Origin of the sequence: Piscibacillus halophilus (assembly GCF_900110685.1) — a bacterium.
GTDB classification, from domain to species: Bacteria; Bacillota; Bacilli; order Bacillales; family Alkalibacillaceae; genus Piscibacillus; species Piscibacillus halophilus.
This window is the reverse complement of record NZ_FOES01000015.1, coordinates 1-22,099: the sequence shown is the minus strand read 5'-3', so window position 1 is coordinate 22,099 and position 22,099 is coordinate 1. Positions and strand designations below refer to the sequence as shown.

26 protein-coding genes and 1 rRNA gene are annotated in these 22,099 nt (G+C 35.6%); 19 read left to right on the top strand and 8 right to left on the bottom strand.

Features of this window, described 5'->3' with window-relative positions; translation table 11 throughout:
• Positions 1–153: 153 nt before the first annotated feature.
• Positions 154–705 carry a GNAT family N-acetyltransferase gene (locus BMY57_RS08395; RefSeq protein WP_091773569.1) on the bottom strand — a complete coding sequence of 184 codons (552 nt, stop codon included), beginning with the start codon at positions 703–705 and terminating at the stop codon, positions 154–156.
• 223 nt (positions 706–928) lie between these two features.
• Complete coding sequence (locus tag BMY57_RS08390; RefSeq protein WP_091773568.1) at positions 929–1,834, bottom strand: TIGR01777 family oxidoreductase; 906 nt, start codon at positions 1,832–1,834, stop codon at positions 929–931.
• A gap of 68 nt (positions 1,835–1,902) precedes the next feature.
• Here BMY57_RS08390 and recX point away from each other — a divergent pair, with 68 nt between their 5' ends.
• The 7 genes from recX (at position 1,903) to BMY57_RS08355 (ending at position 7,203) form a co-directional block, all read left to right on the top strand.
• A complete protein-coding gene (recX, locus tag BMY57_RS08385; RefSeq protein WP_256205280.1) occupies positions 1,903–2,715 on the top strand; it encodes a recombination regulator RecX in 813 nt (270 codons plus the stop codon).
• A gap of 228 nt (positions 2,716–2,943) precedes the next feature.
• On the top strand, positions 2,944–3,963 hold the full coding sequence (locus tag BMY57_RS08380; RefSeq protein WP_091773566.1) for a C45 family autoproteolytic acyltransferase/hydrolase: 1,020 nt from the start codon (positions 2,944–2,946) through the stop codon (positions 3,961–3,963).
• Between the two features lie 127 nt (positions 3,964–4,090).
• Positions 4,091–4,543, top strand: coding sequence for a hypothetical protein (locus BMY57_RS08375; protein WP_091773565.1), 453 nt, complete (start codon positions 4,091–4,093; stop codon positions 4,541–4,543).
• A 142-nt stretch (positions 4,544–4,685) separates the two neighbouring features.
• Positions 4,686–4,931, top strand: a complete 246-nt coding sequence (locus tag BMY57_RS08370; protein WP_091773564.1) for a hypothetical protein — start codon at positions 4,686–4,688, stop codon at positions 4,929–4,931.
• Positions 4,932–5,441: 510 nt separating this feature from the next.
• Positions 5,442–5,879, top strand: coding sequence for a DUF1062 domain-containing protein (locus tag BMY57_RS08365; RefSeq protein ID WP_256205279.1), 438 nt, complete (start codon positions 5,442–5,444; stop codon positions 5,877–5,879).
• 53 nt (positions 5,880–5,932) lie between these two features.
• A complete protein-coding gene (locus BMY57_RS08360) occupies positions 5,933–6,496 on the top strand; it encodes a GNAT family N-acetyltransferase (RefSeq protein WP_091773563.1) in 564 nt (187 codons plus the stop codon).
• A 293-nt stretch (positions 6,497–6,789) separates the two neighbouring features.
• A complete protein-coding gene (locus BMY57_RS08355; RefSeq protein ID WP_091773562.1) occupies positions 6,790–7,203 on the top strand; it encodes a hypothetical protein in 414 nt (137 codons plus the stop codon).
• 122 nt (positions 7,204–7,325) lie between these two features.
• Here the strand turns inward: BMY57_RS08355 and BMY57_RS08350 are convergent, their stop codons facing one another.
• Entirely contained in the window at positions 7,326–7,973 is a 648-nt protein-coding gene (locus BMY57_RS08350) for an SDR family NAD(P)-dependent oxidoreductase (RefSeq protein WP_091773561.1), read from the bottom strand.
• Positions 7,974–8,078: 105 nt separating this feature from the next.
• Between BMY57_RS08350 and BMY57_RS08345 the strand changes: the two genes are divergently transcribed.
• Positions 8,079–8,411, top strand: a complete 333-nt coding sequence (locus BMY57_RS08345) for a YfhH family protein (protein WP_091773560.1) — start codon at positions 8,079–8,081, stop codon at positions 8,409–8,411.
• Positions 8,412–8,421: 10 nt separating this feature from the next.
• Here the strand turns inward: BMY57_RS08345 and BMY57_RS08340 are convergent, their stop codons facing one another.
• Complete coding sequence (locus tag BMY57_RS08340; protein ID WP_091773559.1) at positions 8,422–9,399, bottom strand: metal-dependent hydrolase; 978 nt, start codon at positions 9,397–9,399, stop codon at positions 8,422–8,424.
• A gap of 42 nt (positions 9,400–9,441) precedes the next feature.
• On the opposite strand from BMY57_RS08340, the gene mutY reads away from it, so the two are divergent.
• The 4 genes from mutY to BMY57_RS08320 all read left to right on the top strand — a co-directional run bounded on the left by mutY (position 9,442) and on the right by BMY57_RS08320 (position 13,293).
• Entirely contained in the window at positions 9,442–10,509 is a 1,068-nt protein-coding gene (gene mutY / locus BMY57_RS08335; protein WP_425500414.1) for an A/G-specific adenine glycosylase, read from the top strand.
• Positions 10,510–10,579: 70 nt separating this feature from the next.
• Positions 10,580–10,795 (top strand): gamma-type small acid-soluble spore protein, encoded by a 216-nt coding sequence (locus BMY57_RS08330; RefSeq protein ID WP_091773558.1) that lies wholly within the window; start codon positions 10,580–10,582, stop codon positions 10,793–10,795.
• A gap of 137 nt (positions 10,796–10,932) precedes the next feature.
• On the top strand, positions 10,933–11,466 hold the full coding sequence (ntdP, locus tag BMY57_RS08325; protein WP_091773557.1) for a nucleoside tri-diphosphate phosphatase: 534 nt from the start codon (positions 10,933–10,935) through the stop codon (positions 11,464–11,466).
• A gap of 54 nt (positions 11,467–11,520) precedes the next feature.
• Positions 11,521–13,293 (top strand): ABC transporter ATP-binding protein, encoded by a 1,773-nt coding sequence (locus BMY57_RS08320; RefSeq protein WP_091773556.1) that lies wholly within the window; start codon positions 11,521–11,523, stop codon positions 13,291–13,293.
• Between the two features lie 380 nt (positions 13,294–13,673).
• Here the strand turns inward: BMY57_RS08320 and BMY57_RS08315 are convergent, their stop codons facing one another.
• The 3 genes from BMY57_RS08315 to BMY57_RS08310 form a co-directional block, all read right to left on the bottom strand.
• The gene (locus BMY57_RS08315) at positions 13,674–14,708 is read right to left on the bottom strand and encodes an FUSC family protein (RefSeq protein ID WP_091773555.1); all 1,035 of its coding nucleotides are present in this window, start codon (positions 14,706–14,708) and stop codon (positions 13,674–13,676) included.
• 418 nt (positions 14,709–15,126) lie between these two features.
• Positions 15,127–15,249 carry a hypothetical protein gene (locus BMY57_RS16280; protein ID WP_256205278.1) on the bottom strand — a complete coding sequence of 41 codons (123 nt, stop codon included), beginning with the start codon at positions 15,247–15,249 and terminating at the stop codon, positions 15,127–15,129.
• A gap of 113 nt (positions 15,250–15,362) precedes the next feature.
• Positions 15,363–16,652 (bottom strand): glutamate-1-semialdehyde 2,1-aminomutase, encoded by a 1,290-nt coding sequence (locus tag BMY57_RS08310; RefSeq protein WP_091773554.1) that lies wholly within the window; start codon positions 16,650–16,652, stop codon positions 15,363–15,365.
• A gap of 124 nt (positions 16,653–16,776) precedes the next feature.
• Here BMY57_RS08310 and BMY57_RS08305 point away from each other — a divergent pair, with 124 nt between their 5' ends.
• From BMY57_RS08305 to perR, 5 genes are all read left to right on the top strand, one after another.
• Positions 16,777–17,163 carry an ion channel gene (locus BMY57_RS08305; protein ID WP_175615536.1) on the top strand — a complete coding sequence of 129 codons (387 nt, stop codon included), beginning with the start codon at positions 16,777–16,779 and terminating at the stop codon, positions 17,161–17,163.
• 61 nt (positions 17,164–17,224) lie between these two features.
• A complete protein-coding gene (gene bcp / locus BMY57_RS08300; RefSeq protein WP_091773552.1) occupies positions 17,225–17,695 on the top strand; it encodes a thioredoxin-dependent thiol peroxidase in 471 nt (156 codons plus the stop codon).
• 91 nt (positions 17,696–17,786) lie between these two features.
• Positions 17,787–18,737: a D-2-hydroxyacid dehydrogenase gene (locus BMY57_RS08295; protein ID WP_091773551.1), complete on the top strand. Its 951-nt coding sequence runs from the start codon at positions 17,787–17,789 to the stop codon at positions 18,735–18,737.
• 1 nt (position 18,738) lies between these two features.
• The gene (locus BMY57_RS08290) at positions 18,739–19,293 is read left to right on the top strand and encodes a cob(I)yrinic acid a,c-diamide adenosyltransferase (protein WP_091773550.1); all 555 of its coding nucleotides are present in this window, start codon (positions 18,739–18,741) and stop codon (positions 19,291–19,293) included.
• Between the two features lie 107 nt (positions 19,294–19,400).
• The gene (gene perR / locus BMY57_RS08285; protein WP_175615534.1) at positions 19,401–19,844 is read left to right on the top strand and encodes a peroxide-responsive transcriptional repressor PerR; all 444 of its coding nucleotides are present in this window, start codon (positions 19,401–19,403) and stop codon (positions 19,842–19,844) included.
• Between the two features lie 73 nt (positions 19,845–19,917).
• Here the strand turns inward: perR and BMY57_RS08280 are convergent, their stop codons facing one another.
• A complete protein-coding gene (locus tag BMY57_RS08280) occupies positions 19,918–20,307 on the bottom strand; it encodes a YgzB family protein (RefSeq protein WP_091773548.1) in 390 nt (129 codons plus the stop codon).
• Between the two features lie 200 nt (positions 20,308–20,507).
• Here BMY57_RS08280 and BMY57_RS08275 point away from each other — a divergent pair, with 200 nt between their 5' ends.
• Positions 20,508–21,374, top strand: coding sequence for a nucleotidyltransferase-like protein (locus BMY57_RS08275; RefSeq protein ID WP_091773608.1), 867 nt, complete (start codon positions 20,508–20,510; stop codon positions 21,372–21,374).
• Between the two features lie 515 nt (positions 21,375–21,889).
• Positions 21,890–22,099 (top strand): 16S ribosomal RNA (locus BMY57_RS08270); the annotation flags it as partial.

Sequence of the window (22,099 nt, the reverse complement as noted above, 5' to 3'; positions counted from 1 at the left end):
TTACTCGCACCCTAATTTAGTAGATTTGTGGAATATTTTAACACTAAACGTAAAATAGTATTAATGCAAGATGTGTTTTATAACATTAATACAAATGTTCTTAATTAGAACATAAAATAACTCTTCAGCTAATGGGTTTAGCTGAAGAGTTATTTATGCTTCGAGTTCACCGTACGTATCTTGTTCTTGTTCATGTAAGTGGAAAATAAATGCATCTTTATAAATCGCAAAGAGTTCATATTTTTTGGAACCACGGTTGATTTGTTCATGTATTGCTGGGTAGTGCTCACTTGCATGAACAGCATATTCAATTTTTTTCATAGCATTAAGTGAACGCTCATTCACTTTATTCACTTTTAAGAAAACAATTTCAATATCTTTTTCTAAAAAAAGCTCACGCAGAAATAAATCTTTCGCATATTGGTTATACCCCTTACCAAAGTATGGCTTGCCGATCCATGTCGCAAGAAACCCCATCTGATCTTGGGTGTCGTATAAAGTAATGGCTCCAATTGGTGCATCCCATTCGTCAACAATCGTACGAGAAATGAGCTCACCATTCTCTTCCTGAATCATCATTTTGTTAAGGAAAAAATAATATTCTTCTATTGTCTCAGCCTTTTCTCGCACATAAGGTTTAACAGCTAGATCATTCAAAAGTGGGAAAAGAATCGGGGCATCGTGTAAATCTCTTTTTTTAAGCATAAAAAACACCCTCCTTGGCTGAGGGTGCTGTCGTAGGAATTTGGCGCACATTTGGGTCACGACCACCCTCGAATTTTTATCAATTGCTCACAAAAATTCGGGGTGGGAATCGAACCCACTAGAACTGCTTGAAACAAGCAGTGGCGCACCATTTGCCTTCCCTTAATTTATACTCAAATCATACAACATTTTATCTGATTTGGAAATAGGTTTTTTACTAAATTTATGTGTAAATTTTTTCTAAAGCTTCTTGTAAAGTTGGATAATAAAATTGATAGCCTGATGTCTCCAATTTTTGAGGATAAACATACTGACCTTTCAACACTAAAATACTCATATCACCTAAAATGGTGCGAAGTGCAAATGAAGGTGCGGGTAACGAATGAGGTTTTCTTAATACATTGCTTAACGTTTTTCCAAATTCTTTATTTCGTTGAGGCGTCGGTGCAGTGATATTAACTGGCCCTTCAATGTTTGGATAATGTATAATGTGTTCAATTGATCCGATGACATCATCAATATGAATCCAAGACATCCATTGCTCACCATTTCCAAGTGGCCCACCAAACATTAGTTTATAAGGCAAGGCAATCTTCGGAAGGGCACCTTCTTTTTGATCAAGGATGATCCCGAAGCGAGTAATGACGGTTCGAACACCAATCGATTCAGCTTCTTGAGCTTCCTGTTCCCATACTGAACAAACCTCTGCCAAAAAGTCGTGCCCAGATACGATTGTATCTTCAGTAAAAACAGTATCTTTAGAAGTCCCATAATACCCAATGGCAGAAGCATTAATGAAGACGTCAGGTTGATTAGGTAAAGCATTCATAATCCGTAAGAATTCTCTTGTTGAAATCATGCGGCTTTCTAAGATTTGTTGCTTTTTCTGCTTCGTCCAACGTCCGCTGTTTAACGATGTACCAGCTAAATTAATACAGACATCTATTTCGTCTAACTCAGTTTCTGGTTGACTATGAGGATTGAGCCATTCAATATAAGATACTCTTTCCTTATATTCGAGCTTATGTGGGTTGCGAGTTAAGATGAAAATTTCATGACCTTGCTTTTGAAAATAATCGGTTAATCGGTTTCCGATAAAACCCGTTCCACCAGCAATTAAAATTCTCAAGTAGCAGTCCCCCTTACATATATACTATAATAATATAGGTAGATAATCACCTATTAGGAGTTTTTGTGATGAAAATAAGTAAAATCACGACACAAAAGAAAAATAAAAATCGGTTTAATATTTTTGAGAGTCTCAATGGAAAAGATGAGTACACATTTAGTGTGCATGAAGACATTCTGATTCGTTTCCATCTTAGAAAAGGATTAGAATTAACCGAAGAACAAGTAAAAGAGATCAAAGAACAAGATGCAATTTACCAATACTATACCCTATCTATTAATTATTTAAGCTATCGTATGAGGGCAAAATCAGAAATCATAGATTACTTGAAAGAAAAAGAAGCGACCCCAGATGCAATTGATACGGTTATACATAAACTAGAAAATGAGAAGTTAATCGATGATTTACAGTTCAGCAAGGCTTATGTCAGAACGAAGATGAATACATCTAGTAAAGGTCCTAATAAAATTAAACAAGAGCTCATTCAAAAGCGTATTCCTGAAGTTTACATAGAGGAGGCTCTTTCAGAATTTAGTGTGGAGAAAGAAGTGGACAAAGTCGTTAAAATGATGGAGAAAAAGTTATCAACCACTTCTCGGAAAAAGTCGTTCCAACAGCAGTTGATTCAATTAAAGCAGTCATTAATACAAAAGGGATTTACACAAGGAGCTATTGAATTAGCCTCACAAGAGGTTGATTTAACGGTCAACGATGATGAGGAAATGGACGCTATACGTTATCAAGGGGAAAAGGTTTGGACCAAACAAGCTCGTAAGCATGAAGGATTCCAATTAAAGCAAAAAGTGATGGCATCGCTTTATCAAAAAGGTTTTTCAATGGACCTCATTAATCGATTTTTAGATGAAAAAGAAGAAGAGTGATTAAAAAGTAATCTCGACAGTAAAGTGGTTCAATGAGGGGACAAAATAGTAATTTGTCTTCCTCATTGAACTGCTTTTTTATATGAAATTGTTGTAAAATGTAGGGCTTTATGTAATATAAATTGTGTAAATGATTTAAGGGGTTTTAAGATAATTATGGTAAAATAAGTTAAAGGATGTTATTCAACTATCGGGCAGCTTAATGAAATAAGATAAAGGGGGATCTTCATGTCGGAACTCTTAGTAAATGTCATTCAAGCCAGAGATACGTCGTTTAATATTGGATATAAATTCGGTAAGCATTTAAAGAATAACCCTTTATTAACTGTTTTGGATTCAATTACAAGACCAGAAATAGACTATAATAGCTTGAAGTCTATCTTTTCAAACTTTGCACCTCATTTACTTGAAGAGATAGACGGATTAGCGTGTGGGTTAGAAATTTCAACTATGAAATCTGCTTCATTATTTAGTGGATACGATGTACCAAAAACAGAAGCTATGGGTTGTTCTGCGATTATAACAAAAGATTATTATGTTAGAAATTATGATTTTTCTCCTGCTCTTTATGATGGGATTTTTAGCTTAGTTCAATCCGAATCAGCATTTGCAACAGCTGGATATAATCTACAAGTTCTAGGCAGGCATGATGGAATCAATCAGGAAGGATTAGTTATAGGATTACACTTTGTAAGTAATAATGGCTACTCAAAAGGTGTTTCTCCTTGGACAGCAATTAGAATCGTTTTGGATATGTGTTCTTCTGTTGATGATGCCATTCAAATATTGAAAGAAATCCCACATTCTGCTTGTTACAACTTTTCACTTGGTGACAATAATGGAAACATAGCAGTAGTAGAAGCTAGTCCTGAGACTGTGATTGTAAGGCTTGGAGATTCATCGTTATCATGCGTTAACCATTTTCAAGATGAGACCCTTATAAATAAAAATAGATTATCCATTGATGGTTCGGTAAAACGTGATAGCTATCTCCAAGATATGTCCACCGAAAATATTACACATCAAGAAATGTTTGACAATTTCAAAGATAAAAGCTCACCTTTATTTTTTACTGACTACGATAACTTGTTTGGAACCCTACATACGTTATCGTACTCATTTCAAAATTCTAGAATCATGACCACCATTTCTCAAAGTAATCAAATCTTAGATTTTAATTTTGAAGATTGGGTTAAAGGCGAGAATATAACAGCTCAAATGCTGAAGGGTAAAATAGATATTGTATAAATTTGTTTTTCTTTTTCAATTAACTACGGCGATTGTTCAATAAAAACGGTCGCTTTATATACTAATAATTAAAAGGAGATAGGTATTTATTAAGTACATACGACTATTATTAATAGCAATAATGTTATTGGCACTATTAACGGCTTGTCGTGTTAATCCGTTCAAATCAGAGGGAGAACATAAGTATTTTTCAAGTAAGGAAAAAGCAATAGAACATTATATTGAGGATAACGACGTTAGGGGTTCTGTTGAGGTTATTACAACGAAAAAAGAAGAAACTATTTTAGTTACTCAATTTAGAGATAATACATATTTTGTTGGAGAACTAAAGGAAGATGACGGAGAATTTTTTACGGCTAAATTATCAGCGAATGTTCATATGGAAAGAGGCGGAGCATGGGAACTTAATTCAATGAATGGGAATGAATATACTATTTTCTTTAAAAAAGAAAATGAACCTAATTATAAACAACTATCAAATGATGAATACTTTGTCTCATTTGTTGAAGGGCATGCTTTTGATGAACATTCATCCAATCACAATAATCCTATAACAGATATTGAAAATGTGAAAGAATAATTTATCTACTAAATGGGAGCATGAGATAATAAGTAAATCACTCGTTGATCAACTAAATGGGGAGATTAATGTTAGCAGTCAGGTAGAAAATATATTGAACTAACGGTTAGTTACTGAAGTCGATTAAAATGAGGGTCGGGGTTTGAAATTACTTAAAATAATAAATTTAATCTTCGGTATAATAGCAGTGGTAGGTGGCTTTTATTATCTTTTTATAAATAATAGTAACTTACCTACATATGTAACTTTCTCTTTTATGATGATGTTGTTTTTTATGGTTGGATTTGAATACGTTAAGGATAGGCATTACAAATCTGGTTATTTATATTTTATAGCAGCTATCATTATGTTTTTAATTGTAATGGAAGATCTAATGGATCTATTATAAAGTTTCTGTTATTCAACTAACGAGTAGATTAATTGAAGAAGACCATCATAGTATTTTCGTCCTGTCATTTTCACTGATAACATTGACACAGAGTCCCATAGTGGTATTCTAATATGTAGGAGAAATATGGAAGGTGGAATTGGATTTGCCATCAACTTGTAATGGTTAAAAAGTAATTTAATAGTACATGCTTTTTCTTAACATTTTTAGTCATGGGAGAAGTATGTCTATTTTTAACCATTACAGGGAGCGCGGGATAACCAGTTGTTTAATTCCAAGCGGGATTCCTTTAAGGGATTCCGCTTTTTTGATAGGAAATTTTTCTCCATTCAACCGTTATTGGCGTTCCTATGAATAATTAGGAGGAGCCATAGATGTGTTTTTATGATTTATTAACTTATGAGATTATTCCACTGAAAACACCTTATGTAATCCGAAATTGTAGTAAATGTAAAAAGGGATACAGAATTCTATTGCAGTGAAAAATTCAGAGTTAATGCAAATCAAAAAATGGTTGATGTTTGGATAATTTATAACTGTATTCATTGTGAGGGAACTTGGAATTACCCGATCTTATCGAGAGTACATGTAAGCAAAATCAACCCTAATCTTTATCAAAAATTCATGAATAATCATAATGAGACAGCATGGTATTATGCTTTTCAAATCCACCATTTGAGAAAACTTTGTAAAGATGTGGATACAAATGTATGTTACGACTTAAGAATGGAAAGGTTTGAGTCAAAGTTTAACGATCTTACCATTAGAATTAACTGTAATTATGATTTGGATCTTAGAATTGATAAAGTATTAGCAGAAATACTTGGTGTTTCAAGGTCAAATCTAAAAAAACTAGAGATTGATGGAAGGTTAAAGCTAAATCCAAATATAAGTATGAAGAAAAGAATTATTGATCATTTACAAGTAACCGTTGTCGGAAAAGGTTAGAAATTTAATGCTTTTCATTATTAATTTAAAAAATGCAGAGAGGGGAAAATCAAATGAACCCTTTGTTGTTAGATGTGCCTTTAAAGTTAGAAACAGAAAGACTAATGCTACGAGCACCACTACAAGCTGGTGAAGGAGAAATGGTGAGACAAGCGATTGGAGACTCTTTTAATGAATTAAAATCGTGGTTGTCACTTTTCCAGGAACCTCCAACTGTTGAAGAAACAGAGGTCATGTTGAAGAATGCCCATATAAATTTTTTAAAGAGAGAAAGCTTTCGTTTTCTTATCTTTGACAAAGGTGGTAATGACTTTATTGGAACAACAAGCCTTCATAATATTGACTGGAACATTCCAAAATGTGAAGTTGGATACTGTATTAACACAAAATATAGCGGAAATGGATATATGACAGAAGCTGTAAAGGAAATGGTTAACTTTGTGTTAAATCATCTCGAATTTAAGAGAATCGGAATAAAGTGTGATTCAACAAACCTTAAAAGTCGTGCTATTCCGGAAAAACTTGGGTTTGTATTAGAAGGTATTTTAAGAAATGATGATTTATCCGCTGATGGTAAGAAACTGACTGATACTTGTGTTTATTCTATAATCAAGTAGCATTGTGAATAACAACACTTAAACAATAGGGGGCGATTGTTCGATTAGAGCAATCGCTCTTCAGTTAACTGACAGGTAACTAAATTTTTTAGTTTTACATTTAGGGCTAACCGAGGGGAGATATTTATATGAAGGTTAAACTTATTTTATTATTATTGGTAATGTTGTTTTATCTGGTTGTTTTAATTCTCAGGGTAGTAATGAAACAGAAATAATAAGAGAGAAAATTAATGAAGAAATGGAATTTAGTCCTTATATTCCTCATATGGATTACCCAATTGGTTCCGTCGTAATTGAGTATAATTATAAAAGGTGAACGTGTTAGAACACACCCCAAATCGGCTCACATTTCTTATTTAACATCGAAAAAAGAACCTTTAAGTGAAGAAGAAATAGAAAGATGGGAAGAAAATGAGGAGTTTAAAAAGCTCATTCATGGTCACCTCTACTTGGGTTCAAGCATACAAGCTGTTGATATTACAATATTCAAAGAAGGTAGTGCTAGTTTAAGACATGGAGAATTGATCGAGATAGATGATCATGAAGTTGAATATAATTTAACAAAAGGTAAAGAAGGTCATCCTGACAAAGCTAAAATGTCTATAGAATTTGAAAATGTAAGTTATTTGATTGATTACACTATACAAGAGGGTGAATCGGAAGAAGATGCGAAATCACTCGCAAAAGAAATCATAAACCATAACTAATAGGAAAATTATAAAACGATAGTTGATGAAGGAAGAGCATTTTCCGTTATGGAATTTGCTCTTTTTAGGTTGCTCTCTCCAAAACTGAACAACTTACTCGTTAGGGTGACCCTATTTTTCTATTATGATTTCTTTCGTCCGTCATCTTGCTTAATGATTTGCTCAGCAATCGTATTTGGAGAAGGAAGAATAGATGGATCGGATATATAATTACTGTCTTCCCAAAATGGGGTATTCATGCCTCCCATGTAAACCGCCGTGATATGGACATTTTGCTCTTCATATTCTTTTTGGAGACTTTCTGTAAATCCACGTTGAGCGAATTTACTTGCACAATATCCCGATTCGTGAACTTTTCCTCGTAATCCTGCTGTTGAAATGATGTTTAATATTCGGCCGTTCCTTTTCTGAATATGTGGCATCAAATGTTTCGTCGTATATATTGGACCAGCTACATTGACATTAAGCATTGTATCAATTTGTTCTTTTTCCAACTCTTCAAACGAACCAAAATAACCAATCCCAGCATTATTTATTAACACATCGACCTGATTAATTTGATTAGCTAATGCTTCGAGTTGATCCCAACTGGTAATATCACAGACATATGTCTCAGCTGTTCCACCTGATTGTTGGATAATCGACTTCGTTTCTTCAAGTTTTTCCTGGCGGCGTCCGATGAGGATTATGCCGTATCCTTGATTAGAGTACTGTATGGCTAATGCCTTCCCTAAGCCACTACCAGCTCCCGTAATAAGTGCGTAATTCATAAAATTACCTCCACTAAGTTGTTTCTTGCTGAATCATTTGCATTTTCTATTGTAAAAGTCTTTGGTATACTTATTAAAGTCATAAGAATAGAAAGGGGTCACATCATGCAACGTCGATACAGTGACTACACCGTAGAAGAATTACGCCAAGAAATTGCCGAGTTAACTGAAAAAGCCCGTAAAGCCGAACAAATGGGAATTGTAAATGAGTATGCTGTCTACCAGCGAAAAATTATTATGGCCAAATCCTATACAATGAATCCTAAAGAATTTAAAAAAGGACAAGTTTATGAAATTGATGGAGCGCCAGGAGAACAATTTCAAATTGATTATATGAATGGTGTCTTCGCTTGGGGTTCTCGTCAAAATAATCAAAACGAAATCCTCAATGAAGAGGAAGCATTACCGATTGCTCTACTTACAAATCGGATTGAATAAAAGAGCCAATTCAAGTTAATGGCTCTAATTTTTTTTGTAACTTGTCTTCAGAATAAACCCAGCCAGTATAGGACGTAATGATATTATAAAATTTATCTAATGTTACAACGGCAACAAAAGGATACCGATCTTTTGCACGATAACGTAAATCAATAAAGCGAATTTCGGTATAATCATCATAACGATCAATTTCATAACGGTAGACTGGAGAGAAGCTGATAAAAGCTTTTACATTTGCGTCTTGTAGAGCTGCATTCATTTCAGTTGTATCTGGTAAAGGTTTTCTCTCAAACTCGTCTTTTATTTCAATATGCCCGTTTTCAGACCTAGCAACGTATAAGTGATGCTTCGTTATAATCGCCAGTCGCCAAATGTTATGCCTAATGGTTGGTTGGGTGATCACCTTTTCTACATCATCAAAATGCTCTGTCATCAACTTCACAATCTCGCGTTTGTCTAAATATCGTTTTATATAGTATAAAAAGACGATAAAAAAGACAATCCCGAATGTGTAGCGAGGATCGGCTCCTAATAACCAAGCTAAAATACCAGCTACATATAAAATGAATATTAGTGGATCAAATGTGCTAATGAACCCAAAAGCAATCCAATTATTGACAAAAGGTTTTAAGGCTTGGGTGCCATAAGCGTTGAAAATATCTACAAAAACATGTAAGAATACAGCGAAAAGTACCCATAACCATAAATGTAGATAACTAACATCATGATAGAATAGATAAATAGCTCCTGAGACTAAAAAACTCCACAATAAAACCGCAATAGGGGAGTGCGAGGTGCCTCGGTGATGTCGAATATAAGTGGCATTATCTTTTAATTTAAATAATGTATCAAAATCCGGAGCATGTGATCCAACAATTGCCCCGATCAGGACAGCCTGAAAGAGGGCAGGGTCTTGTTGTACAGCAGGGTCGATGGTGGCTAAACCACCAACTGCCACGCCCATCGTAATATGGGTTGCAGTATCCAAATTATGCTCCTCCTTTTAAAAATTGTTGAAAGTAGGTGTTGGGTGTTGAAAAATTCGACTACCTTTTCTATACCCGTTTTATTTGATGTTCATTCGTTTCAACATGATCTAATAACATGGTATTCAAAAATCAAGCGGGATTTGCCATGGCGAGTCAATCAAGACCCTTACCGAATTTGGGTATCAGAAATTATGTTACAGCAAACTCAAGTTGATACGGTTATTCCATATTTTAATCATTTTATGGAACGCTATCCAACTGTTTATGATCTTGCTGAAGCGGATGAACAAGATGTCCTTAAATCTTGGGAAGGCTTAGGTTATTATTCACGTGCTCGTAATCTTCATACAGCAGTCAAAGAAGTTGTTGAAAATTATGGTGGACAAGTCCCAAGCGACAAACAAGAATTAAAAAACTTGAAAGGAATTGGACCATATACATTAGGTGCTATTTTAAGTATTGCATTTGACCAGCCTGAGCCGGCTATCGATGGCAATGTTATGCGTGTTATGTCGAGAGTATTCCACATTGAAGAAGATATAGCAAAGCCAAAAACAAAAAAGCTTTTTGATGATGTCGTCCGTGAAGTCATTTCACATGAAGATCCATCGTCATTTAATCAAGGATTAATGGAATTAGGTGCTTTAATTTGTACACCTCAAAAACCTAAATGTGATCAATGTCCAGTTCAAGAACATTGTTTAGCTTACTCATATGGTAATCAAACCGATTTACCAATCAAATCTAAAAAGAAAAAACAAAAGCAAACGGATTATTTTGGATTAATTCTTCAAAATGAGAAGGGTGAACTTTATATACAAAAAAGACCAGAAGACGGTCTGTTAGCGAACTTATGGGAATTCCCGTTAGTACCTAAAAGTGTTCCATCTGTTGAAGAATGGTTTGAAACAGAGTATGGTGCACAGATTATGACGCATTCTAAAGGTGAAAAAGTTCGTCATGTTTTTTCTCATGTTATATGGGACATAGAAATAATTTTTGCTACTACTGAAAGTAATGTAGAAAGTGGTATTTTTGTTCCATTAGAGAAACTAAAGGAGTATCCTTTTCCTAATGTCCAATATAAAATAATGAAGAATTTGGTATGAAATATACTAAAGTCATTTAAGGATAAATTCGCACTAATTGGTTACTCTAATCAGTGCGGAGGTGATATTGATGGCTAAAAACAGAAACCAACAACAGCCGAATCAAAGTGCTGCAGGTACGAACGTTCAAAAAGTAAAACAACAAAACCAAGCAGCGCAGCAAGGCCAACAACAATTTGGTCAAGAGTTTGCTTCTGAGACAGATCCACAAGAAGTAAAACGCCGTAATCAACAGTCTCAACAAAAGAAACAACAACAAAATCAACAAAATCAACAAAACCAATAACACCCAGTCTTAAAACGTAGAAGCACTCCTACTAAAGGGGTGCTTCTTTAATAAGTACAACGTTAATTCATAGGCATCAGCTAATTGGTTATGTTACAATAACATTTACTATAGATTTGGTTAAGGAGTTAATCACAATGGCCCCAAAAATTGGAGAAAGGATTGAAATACAAAGCTATAAGCATGACGGTAATATACATCGCATTTGGGAAGAGACCATGGTATTAAAAAGTCAATCAAACCTTTTGATTGGTGCTAACGATCGAGTGCTCGTTAAGGAAAGTGATGGTCGGCATTGGCGAACAAGGGAACCTGCGATTACTTATTTTACGAGTAACTACTGGTTTAATGTAATCTGCATGATTCGTAGCGATGGAGTATATTATTATTGCAATATTAGTTCTCCGTTTGTCATTGATGATGAAGCATTGAAATATATTGATTATGATTTGGATATTAAAGTTTTTCCGGATATGACGTATATCATTTTAGATGAGGATGAGTTCGAGCAGCATAGAAAACAAATGAACTATCCGGATGTTTTAACCAAAATTCTATTTAAGCAATTACATACTTTGGAACGTTGGGTGCAACAACGTAAAGGGCCTTTTTCGCCTGAATTTGTAGATAAATGGTATGAGCACTACTTAACGTTTCCTAATTATAATTAGTTATAGCTCGCCATTTGGCGAGTTTTCTTCTGTATATGATAAGAGGTGAAATGGTTGGATAGTATTAAACGGTATTTACAATTTGTAAAACCATATAAATGGAAGATCGTTCTCACAATCTTGATTGGGATTCTGAAATTTGGAATTCCGCTTATGTTGCCGTTAATTTATAAATATGTAATTGACGACATATTAAATGCGGACATAAGTTACGATGAACAAATTTCCAAATTATTATGGATTATGGGGATCTCATTCTTTGTCTTTTTAGTATTAAGACCACCAATTGAATATTATCGTCAATATTTAGCACAAGAAGTAAGCAGTAAAATTTTATATGACATTCGCGATCGATTATTTGATCATATACAAAAGTTGAGTTTGAAGTTTTATTCAAAGACGAAATCTGGCGAAATTATTTCCCGGGTGATACATGATGTCGAACAAACGAAGACTTTTGTCGTCACAGGCTTAATGAATATTTGGCTAGACATGGTCACGATTTTAATTGCAGTTGGAATAATGTGGGCGATGGATCCGTTGTTAACGCTTGTGGCTATTGCATTATTCCCATTTTACGGATTCTCTGTGAAGTACTTTTATTCAAGGTTAAGGCAATTAACTCGCAAACGCTCGCAAGCATTAGCTGAAGTTCAAGGACATTTGCACGAACGAGTCCAAGGAGTTCCGGTAACTAGAGGTTTTGCGTTAGAGGACCATGAGCAGACTCAATTTGATAAACGAAATTATCATTATTTAGATCGAGCCTTGAAGTTTACATCTTGGAATGCGAAGTCATATGCCGTCACTCACACGATTACAGATTTGGCACCGTTATTAGTAGTAGCACTCGGAGGTTATTTTGTGATTGGTGGTAGTGTGACGGTCGGTACATTAGTTGCATTTATCGGTTACATGGACCGAGTTTACCAGCCGTTACGTCGGCTTATTAACTCGATGACTCAGCTAACACAGTCTCACGCATCTATGGATCGTGTATTTGAATTCATGGATGAAGAGTATGACATTATAGATCAACCGAATGCCAAACCACTTCAATCAGTCCATGGTGATGTTTCGTTTGAAAATGTCTCCTTTAAGTATGATGAAGAAGAAGAGAATGTCCTAAAGAATATTAATTTAAATATTAAAAAAGGAGAAACTGTGGCACTTGTTGGCATGAGTGGGGGAGGAAAATCAACATTAGTCAGTTTAATCCCACGCTTTTATGATGTCACAGAAGGACGAGTAAAACTCGATGGCGTTGATATCCGTGATTACCAAGCACGTTCCCTAAGAAATAATATTGGAATGGTACTTCAGGACAATATTCTGTTTAGTGAATCCATTGCTATGAATATCCGAATCGGCAATCCTGAAGCATCAGATGAAGAAGTGGTCGAAGCAGCAAAAGCAGCCAATGCCCACGATTTTATTATGGAGTTTCCAAATGGATATGAAACAGAAGTAGGTGAACGTGGAGTTAAACTATCAGGAGGACAAAAACAACGAATTGCGATTGCACGTGTATTTTTAAAGAATCCTCCAATTTTAATATTTGATGAGGCAACGTCTGCTCTTGACTTAGAAAGCGAGCATCTCATTCAAGAAGCGTTAGAAAAACTTGCTCATAACCGGACAACATTTATCGTGGCTCATAGGCTATCCACGATTACACATGCAGATCGAATTGTTCTAATGAATAATGGTCAAGTGATGGAACAAGGAACACACGATGAACTAATGAAGAAAAAAGGTCTTTATTATGACTTGTTCCAAGTACAAGAACTGGATACTGAAAAAGATGTAAAAAATACACTCACTTAAAAAAGTAGAGGCTGGGACAAAATATTTCTTAACCTAGAAGAAGCAGAATGTTAGGAGTTAAATTACACCTGACATTCTGCTTCAATTTTTAGCTACGTCAAAATGCTTCGCTTTCCGCAGGCACGGCTTCAACTTCCCCAAACTCACCTCCGTTCAAAGATTTAAGGATGTTCGGCTAAATACGCAACATCCTGTTGCAACGCCGAACTGACCCACATTCTGTGGCCCCTTTAGCTCGTGCTTTTATGCGGCGATCTGGAGTCTCGCATTTTGACTACGCTACCCCCATTTTCGTTCGGATATTATATGACCTATTTTTCTTTTGTCCCAAACCCTAATTTTATAAAAGAAAAAGCCGTCCTATCATATCGGGACAGCTTCTATTCTTTGTTTTGATAACTGACTAGTAATTTTTTAAGGTGAACAAGTTCATTATGATATTCCAGAAGATTAGATGCTAGAGGTAAAAATGTCATCCGATCGTTTTCTTCATCATAAGACTCCATCAATTGATCAACTAAGTTAGGGATATCAGGAGTACTGATTTTTTCTAAAGGATCCTGCTCTTTTTTTCGGATTCTGCCGAGGTACATCAAAACTAATTTTTCGTGAGTGTGAAGCGTTTTATCGACTTCTTCAATGATTTTTTTATTTACTTCACTATTAAAATGTTCGATTTCATAATCCATGCGGTGTAAGTTTTGTAATACATTGAACGCCTTTTTAGTCGTAATAATCAGTTGTCGAAATAAAACAAGTTTACGAGCACGGATATATCCTTTTTTTCTAGTATAGGTTCGTTCTTCTGAAAATAACATGTAAGTTTGATCAAGCTTTCTAATATCTTCTTGGATCCGTTCAATTTCACGCTTTAATGCTGGTTGATCGGATAAATGCCTTGTGGTGACACGAATCCACTGTAAAATATCATTCGTTGTGCTATTGATTTGCTCAAATAGTCTAGTTTCATATTTCGGCGGAAGAAAAGCCATGTTTACGACAAAAGCAGAAATGATTCCGATAAATATGGCTGAGAATCTAATGCCTGCTTGTTCAATGAACGGCATTTGGGTAGATTCCATGATCGCGATGACGGCAATGATCGCAATAAACGTTGTATCCTCTTTCATTTTAAAGAGCATACAAATTCCAATAACGATGATGATTCCAAACCCGATTAAGAATGGTTCATTACCGACACTTAATACTAAGATAATCGCTAATGTTGCACCAATAATATTAGCCTGGATCTGTTCAATAATCGTTTGAACAGACCGATAAATAGATGGCTGAATGGATGAAACGGCTGCAATGGCAGCTGCGAACACCCCGGCTTTAAGTCCGAAAGCAATTGCCACGTATAAGGCAATTGCTGTTGCAAGTCCAGTCTTAAATGCTCTTGCTCCTAGTTTCATAAATAACCTTCTTTCAATAAGTTCATCTACTATATATTAGTACCTATATGTACCATAAGGAAAACATATTTCTAAGGATTTGTGAACAAAAAAAGAAGCCTATGCAATAGCACAGGCTTGACCTGGAAAAACCAGAAAGGAAGGGAGTTTCATAACATGAATTCCTTGATAAGGGGTGATCCATTAAATCTGAATTAATTACATTTTACACAAATATTTTGAAAATTACAACTACTTATTTGAATTTTTTTCAGTAGATTTATAAATAATTTTTTCTTATACAAGTGCTATTGGTTTAATTGATGAAACTTTAAATAAAAACAAAAGAGGCTGAGACAAAAATTATTATTATATAAAAGAAGGCGAACATTAGACTGTATTAAACATCCAAGGTTCGCCTTCTTTTATTGTAGCTTCGTCAAAATGCTTCGCTTTCCGCAGGCATGGCTTCAACTTCCCCAAACCTCACTTCCGTTCGAAGACTTAAGGATGTTCGGCTAATGACGCAACATCCATGTTGCAACGCCGAACTGACCCACATCCTGTGGCCCCTCAGCTCGTGCTGTTCCTGCTGGAGTCTCGCATTTTGACTACGCTACACTCCATTTTCGTTCAAATTTTATTGACCTATTTATCTTTAGTCCCAGACTCTTATTAAGCCATCTGTTGAAAAGCGTTGTCAACGGCTTCTAATGTTTGGTCGATATCTTGATCTGTATGGGCCGTTGTTAAGAACCATGCTTCATATTTAGAAGGGGCAAGATTGATGCCTTGGTCTAACATCAATTTGAAGAACTTAGCAAACTGCTCGCCATTAGTATTTTCCGCCTGTTCATAATTCGAAATCTCTTCATCTGTAAAATAGACTGTCAATGCCCCTTTTAATCGATTAATAGTAATTTGAACACCGTGTTTGTTAGCGCGTTCTAAAATTCCTTCTTCCAACCTCGCACCTAGGCGATCCATTTCGTCATAAACGCCCTGCTCTTGTAAAACTTCTAAGCATGCAATACCAGCTGCCATCGATGCCGGGTTACCAGCCATTGTTCCTGCTTGGTAAGCGGGACCTAATGGAGCGACCTGTTCCATAATGTCGATACGTCCACCGTAAGCTCCTATTGGAAGTCCTCCACCAATAATTTTACCCATAGCGGTCATATCAGCTGTAACACCGGTTAACTCTTGGGCACTTCCATAATGAAAGCGGAATGCTGTGATGACTTCATCAAAGATTAACAGACTATCATTCTCATGAGTTAGTTCTTTTACTTTTTCTAAAAACCCTGGGTTTGGTTCTACAATCCCGAAGTTCCCAACAATCGGTTCCACTAAGACAGCCGCAACATCATCACCGTATTTCTCTAATGCTACTTTTAATGCTTCAGCATCGTTAAATGGAATGGTAATGACTTCTTGTGCAATGCTTGCAGGAACTCCTGCAGAATCAGGTGTTCCTAATGTGGAAGGTCCAGATCCAGCAGCTACTAATACTAAATCTGAATGACCATGGTAACAACCTGCAAATTTAATAATCTTAGTTCGGTTAGTATAAGCTCGGGCAACACGAATGGTCGTCATGACTGCCTCAGTTCCAGAATTGACAAAACGAACTTTTTCTAAAGAAGGAATAGCATCTTTCAACATTCTAGCAAATTTATTTTCTAATTTAGTTGGTGTCCCATAAAGGACTCCATTTTCAGCTGCATGTTTAATTGCTTCCGTAATATGTGGATGAGCATGTCCCGTAATAATTGGACCATACGCTCCAAGGTAATCAATATATTGGTTACCATCTACATCCCAAAAGTGTGCTCCATTTGCTTTTTCCATAAAAACTGGCGTTCCTCCGCCGACGCCTTTGAAGGCTCGAGAGGGGGAGTTGACGCCTCCAACGATATGCTCTTGTGCTTCTTCGTATAATTTCTCTGATGTTGGTCTATTCATTTTACAATCCTCCAATTCCTTATCAATCCATTCCTTATTTTATCACAATGATCCGCTCATTTTTTACATGAGCTGGACGAGTTTAACATAACAATTAATGAGGCAATGAAAAAGGGTGATGCGGATGGGATATGTGGAAATTGCTTTTGTTGTCATCATTGTCATGGTCAGTATCCTCATTTTTTTAAAAAATAACCGTAATATGAAGAATTCATTTTCAAAAGAACTGTTCATTTCTTTTTTAATGATCTATTTTATTTTGATGGTTGGGTTTGCCATCATTTATTTCTTGATGTCCGAAATCGGATTTACCGTGTTGTCTGATATGTCATTACAATACGGAAGTGCACTCGACCGTTTTTTAAGGTCTTTCTATTTTAGTGGTGTAACTTTGATGACAGTAGGGTATGGAGATATATATCCAGTTGGTGTTGCGCGTTTTGTTTCTCTCGTTGAAGCGGCAGTAGGCTATTTATTGCCTGCAGCATTTCTCTATAAGTTAATAAAATAATTTGTCATCAGCGCCATTCTTCGATAATCTAAAATAAAGGATTATTTAAGGAGGAATCGTCATGACAGTAGAATTAGGTAAACAAGCACCAGATTTCACTTTACCTGCTAGTAATGGAGAAAATGTAAGCCTTTCTGATTTTAAAGGTAAAAACGTCGTATTATATTTTTACCCTAAAGATATGACACCTGGTTGCACGACCGAAGCGTGTGACTTTAGAGATAATCACCAAAGCTTCGAAGAATTAGATGCTATTATTTTAGGTGTAAGCCCAGATCCAGTAGACCGTCATGAGAAGTTTATTGATAAACACGATTTACCATTTTTATTATTGGCAGATGAGGACCATAAAGTTGCGGAAGATTATGATGTATGGAAACTTAAGAAAAACTTTGGCAAAGAGTATTATGGTATTGAGCGTTCAACTTTTATCATTGATAAAGATGGACAACTTGTGAAAGAGTGGCGCAAAGTAAGAGTAAAAGACCACGTCGAGGAAGCATTAAATTATATAAAAGAAAACTTAAGTTAATACATGACACTGACCATGGTGCACACTATGGTCAGTTTTTACAGAGAAGTGAGATCAACGTTCCAATAAAAATTAAAGAGGTGTCTTAAACATGTATATACTCGTGACAGCGAGAATGAAAACATACTTAAGAGAACAATTGGTAGAGAAGTTTCCAGAAGCAACTTTCGATTTTAAATATCCGATTACTGAAGCAGAACCTCACCTTCCTAAAGCGGATGTGATCGTCACTTATGGTGAGGATTTAACAAATGAACATATTGAACAAGCAGAAAACCTTAAATGGATTATGGTTGTATCAGCTGGGCTAGATCAAATGCCTTTTGAAAAAATCATCGAAAATAACATACTTGTCACAAATGCTCGAGGCATTCATAAAATACAAATGTCAGAATACGTCATTGGTATGTTACTTCAAGTATATCGCAATCTCCCGACGTTTTTGGAAAACCAGCGTGAACATGTTTATGATAAACGTGTAAAAATTGAAGAGATTAGCGGTAAAACGATGTTGATTGCTGGGACAGGAGCGATTGGGCAGGAGACTGCTCGAAAAGCCAAAGCTTTTGACATGAAAACAATCGGCGTTTCAAGAAGTGGTGATAAGAAAGATTATTTTGATGAATCTTATACCAACGATCAGTTAAATGAAAAATTACCAGAAGCGGATTTTGTCGTTAACGTCTTACCTTCAACACCTAATACGGACAAAATGTTTAATGAAAAGCATTTTAAAGTAATGAAAGAAGATGCGATTTTCTTAAACATGGGACGTGGTACAACAGTAAATGAAGATGATTTGATCAAAGCACTGAAAGAAAACCAAATTCGTCATGCGATATTAGACGTGTTTGAAGTAGAACCATTACCAGAAGATAGTCCGTTATGGGATTTAGAAAATGTCACTTTAACACCACACAATTCAGCTGTAACTTCCAATTATATGCCACGTGCTTTAGCAATTTTTGAAGATAATTTAAAACAATTTTTAAAAGGAGAACAGCCAGAAGTGAACGTCATTGATCCAAAGAGGGGGTACTAAAATGCGTATCTATACACGATCTGGGGATAAAGGTACGACATCCTTAATTTATGGGAAACGTGTTAAGAAAAATGATATCCGAGTAGAAGCCTATGGGACTTGTGATGAGGCAAACTCTATGATTGGTGTGGCGAGAAGTCATTTAATCAACGAAGAGTGGGATGGGAAAGAATCCGTGATTGAAGCTCTACATAAAGTCCAGACTGTCTTATTCCATGTTGGTGCTGAATTAGCAACCCCGAGCGGAAAAGAAGTCATGTGGAAATTGAGAAATGAACACATTGATTTCTTGGAAAAACAAATTGATGAATGGGATTCGTCATTAGATGAACTTAAAAACTTTATTCTGCCTTCTGGACATCCATCTGCTTCCGCATTGCATGTTGCTAGGACGATTGTTCGACGTGCAGAACGAATGGCCGTTGCGATTGAAGATGTGGAAAACGATATGGTCTTGCAATACCTTAATCGTCTTTCAGATTTCTTGTTCGTAGCTGCTCGTTATGTGAACAAAGGTCTAGGTGGAGAGGAATTACCATTAAATACCGATGTATAACTTGTTTTGAATTGCCATATAAATTGACAAAAGGGTTCTATAAGAATTAAACTAATTATAAGAATTCTTATTTAATAATTTTATAATTGAAAGAGAGGTGCATGACGGTGTCAGAACAAAGATTACAAGAAGCCTTATCTCATCTAAAAAGCTCGGGTGTAAGAATTACTCCCCAACGTCATGCAGTGCTTGAGTATCTCATGCAAACGATGACTCATCCTACCGCTGATGATATTTATAAAGCACTTGAAGGTAAATTTCCTAACATGAGTGTTGCGACAGTTTATAATAATTTACGTGTTTTCCAAGAGATCGGTTTAGTTCGCGAATTAACGTATGGAGACTCATCTAGCCGATTTGATTGCAATACAACAGAACATTATCACGTGATTTGCGACTCATGTGGGAAGATCGTGGATTTCCATTACCCATCTCTAGATGAAGTCGAGCAACTTGCGGAACAAGTAACAGGATTCAATGTTAGTCGCCACCGTATGGAAGTCTATGGCAAGTGTGAAGATTGCCAAGAAAAACTACAAACGAATCATTAAATTCATTTAACCACACCACACTTATAATAGGTGTGGTTTTTGTATGCAAAAAAACTCCTGTAGAGTACAGGAGTTAATCTTCATTTGAATTTTTCTTTTTCTCTTGCTCTTTCCAATACTTCTTCGAATTGTATTTTTCATCAAACTCTTCTCCCTCTAAATTAGGATCTAGAGTTAAAGGTTGTTTACAAAACATACAAGCATCGACTCGTCCTAAAACTTTTGTGGGCCTCTCACATTCTGGACAAACCACTTGAACAGCCCGTGTCGATAACAATCCAATCCAAAAATAAATCACGGTACTAAGCACAATAGCAATTAAACCTAAGAACATAAAAAGAACCATGACCCATTCATAATTCTTAAAAAGTAGCCCGATATACATGATAATCATACCAGCAAAAATCAAAGCTAAAGCAACGGTTCTTATTTTATTAATTTTGTTACTATATTTTAATTTCATTTTAAGGGCACCTCCCTTGTCATACTTAAAGGCTTTTATTAAAGTAAATAAGGTCAAACTTAACAGGAAGCTTTCTACCTTAGATGTCTTTAAGAAGTATAGCATAAAATTTATTGAGTGTATGTGAAGAAAAAAGGAAAATCAAGATTTTGTGTAGAATGTAATTATTTGAGGAAAGGTCGAGGGAGGATATGATTGTGATGGAGAACCTATTGCGTCCAATTTATCAAGAACGTGCAAGTCAACCGAACACACTTGGGGTTCTATTATATGAAAAAATAAATAATCAAAGCCCGGTTACGGATAATTTTGATGTTATCTTATTAATTGTTGTACGTGAAGCTAAAGAAGAATGGTATGTAAAGCACTATGAGTTTGAACATAAGACAGCAGCAATGCACATTGTAGATGAAACGCTATTAAATGAATGGATCGATACAAGTGGTTATCGCAAAGTGATTGATTGGGTCATTAACGGTAAAATCATATTTGACCGCAACGAATATATGTATAATCTTAAAGAAACGCTACGCCAGTTTCCGGAGAACTCACGTAAACTTAAAAAGGTAGTTGAGTTTGCAAAACTTATAAGAGCGTATCGTGAGTGTAAAGATTTATATGCAAGTAAGCATTATTTAGATGCAAATAGTTTAATGGTACGTTCCCTTCATTACTTAGCAAGAGTGACGGTTCTAGAGAAAGGCTTTCATCCTGAAATTACCGTCTGGCATCAAGTGAAAAAAATAGATCCAGAAGTATATAAACTATATGAAGAACTTTTGGAAAGCGAAGAACCATTAGAAAAGAAAATATCATTAATGATCCTGGCAAGTGATTTTGCCATTCACTCAAGAGCTGCAAAAGGGGCCGAACATTTATTAGACATAATGAAAGAAAAAGATGAACCATGGTCGTTCGGTGAACTTAAAGTACATCCAGAAACACAACACTATACATTAGATCTTTCTATACTCTTAGAATATTTGGTAGAACGAAACATCATTGATATTGAGTTAGTTGAAACAAAAGGAAAGAACATTTTTCATCGACAATATGTTTTAAGATAGAAATGGAGGGCCGTACCTAATAATGAAACTAGGTACGGTTATTATTTATAAAACATCTTTTTGTATGTATGAATGAGTTTTCGTAAATAATAAGGCACACTATATAAGGAAGCTTCATATTAATAATAGTGGTTTTTAAAAAACTATTGACTCTCTGTTTTAAATCATGCTATAGTATTTTCTGTCGCGTCAAAAGAGCATACTTAACATGACGTGATCACATTTAAAATCATGAATAAATCTTTTTAAAAAAAGCACTTGTCAATCTGATGAATTCATGGTACATTATTAAACGTCGCGTTAAGGAATTAACGCAAATGACGAACAACAAAATCTCAAAAACAACTAAAAAAGTTGTTGACATTTATACGAGATCTTGTTATTCTATAAAAGTCGCTTTTTTGAGGCGACAGACATTTGAACCTTGAAAACTAAACAAAATAGCCTGTAGTCAATTTCTTATTTCTTTCTGGATTGGCGGAAGGAAATGAACGACATTAGCCAATCAAACTACTTTTATGGAGAGTTTGATCCTGGCTCAGGACGAACGCTGGCGGCGTGCCTAATACATGCAAGTCGAGCGCGGGAAGCAAACTGAATCCTTCGGGAGGACGTTTGTGGAACGAGCGGCGGACGGGTGAGTAACACGTGGGCAACCTGCCTGTAAGACTGGGATAACTCCGGGAAACCGGGGCTAATACCGGATAACTCATCGGATCGCATGA

What these genes read in the sequence shown, in the direction of transcription:
- BMY57_RS08380 (WP_091773566.1), top strand. Translation starts at nt 2,944, where the DNA reads ATGTCGGAACTCTTAGTAAATGTCATTCAAGCCAGAGATACGTCGTTT.
- BMY57_RS08350 (WP_091773561.1), bottom strand. Translation starts at nt 7,973, where the DNA reads ATGAATTACGCACTTATTACGGGAGCTGGTAGTGGCTTAGGGAAGGCA.
- BMY57_RS08345 (WP_091773560.1), top strand. Translation starts at nt 8,079, where the DNA reads ATGCAACGTCGATACAGTGACTACACCGTAGAAGAATTACGCCAAGAA.
- BMY57_RS08305 (WP_175615536.1), top strand. Translation starts at nt 16,777, where the DNA reads ATGGGATATGTGGAAATTGCTTTTGTTGTCATCATTGTCATGGTCAGT.
- BMY57_RS08315 (WP_091773555.1), bottom strand. Translation starts at nt 14,708, where the DNA reads ATGAAACTAGGAGCAAGAGCATTTAAGACTGGACTTGCAACAGCAATT.
- BMY57_RS08395 (WP_091773569.1), bottom strand. Translation starts at nt 705, where the DNA reads ATGCTTAAAAAAAGAGATTTACACGATGCCCCGATTCTTTTCCCACTT.
- BMY57_RS16280 (WP_256205278.1), bottom strand. Translation starts at nt 15,249, where the DNA reads ATGTGGGTCAGTTCGGCGTTGCAACATGGATGTTGCGTCATTAGCCGA.
- BMY57_RS08295 (WP_091773551.1), top strand. Translation starts at nt 17,787, where the DNA reads ATGTATATACTCGTGACAGCGAGAATGAAAACATACTTAAGAGAACAA.
- BMY57_RS08365 (WP_256205279.1), top strand. Translation starts at nt 5,442, where the DNA reads ATGGTTGATGTTTGGATAATTTATAACTGTATTCATTGTGAGGGAACT.
- recX (WP_256205280.1), top strand. Translation starts at nt 1,903, where the DNA reads ATGAAAATAAGTAAAATCACGACACAAAAGAAAAATAAAAATCGGTTT.
- BMY57_RS08280 (WP_091773548.1), bottom strand. Translation starts at nt 20,307, where the DNA reads ATGAAATTAAAATATAGTAACAAAATTAATAAAATAAGAACCGTTGCT.
- BMY57_RS08330 (WP_091773558.1), top strand. Translation starts at nt 10,580, where the DNA reads ATGGCTAAAAACAGAAACCAACAACAGCCGAATCAAAGTGCTGCAGGT.
- BMY57_RS08310 (WP_091773554.1), bottom strand. Translation starts at nt 16,652, where the DNA reads ATGAATAGACCAACATCAGAGAAATTATACGAAGAAGCACAAGAGCAT.
- BMY57_RS08290 (WP_091773550.1), top strand. Translation starts at nt 18,739, where the DNA reads ATGCGTATCTATACACGATCTGGGGATAAAGGTACGACATCCTTAATT.
- bcp (WP_091773552.1), top strand. Translation starts at nt 17,225, where the DNA reads ATGACAGTAGAATTAGGTAAACAAGCACCAGATTTCACTTTACCTGCT.
- BMY57_RS08360 (WP_091773563.1), top strand. Translation starts at nt 5,933, where the DNA reads ATGAACCCTTTGTTGTTAGATGTGCCTTTAAAGTTAGAAACAGAAAGA.
- ntdP (WP_091773557.1), top strand. Translation starts at nt 10,933, where the DNA reads ATGGCCCCAAAAATTGGAGAAAGGATTGAAATACAAAGCTATAAGCAT.
- BMY57_RS08275 (WP_091773608.1), top strand. Translation starts at nt 20,508, where the DNA reads ATGGAGAACCTATTGCGTCCAATTTATCAAGAACGTGCAAGTCAACCG.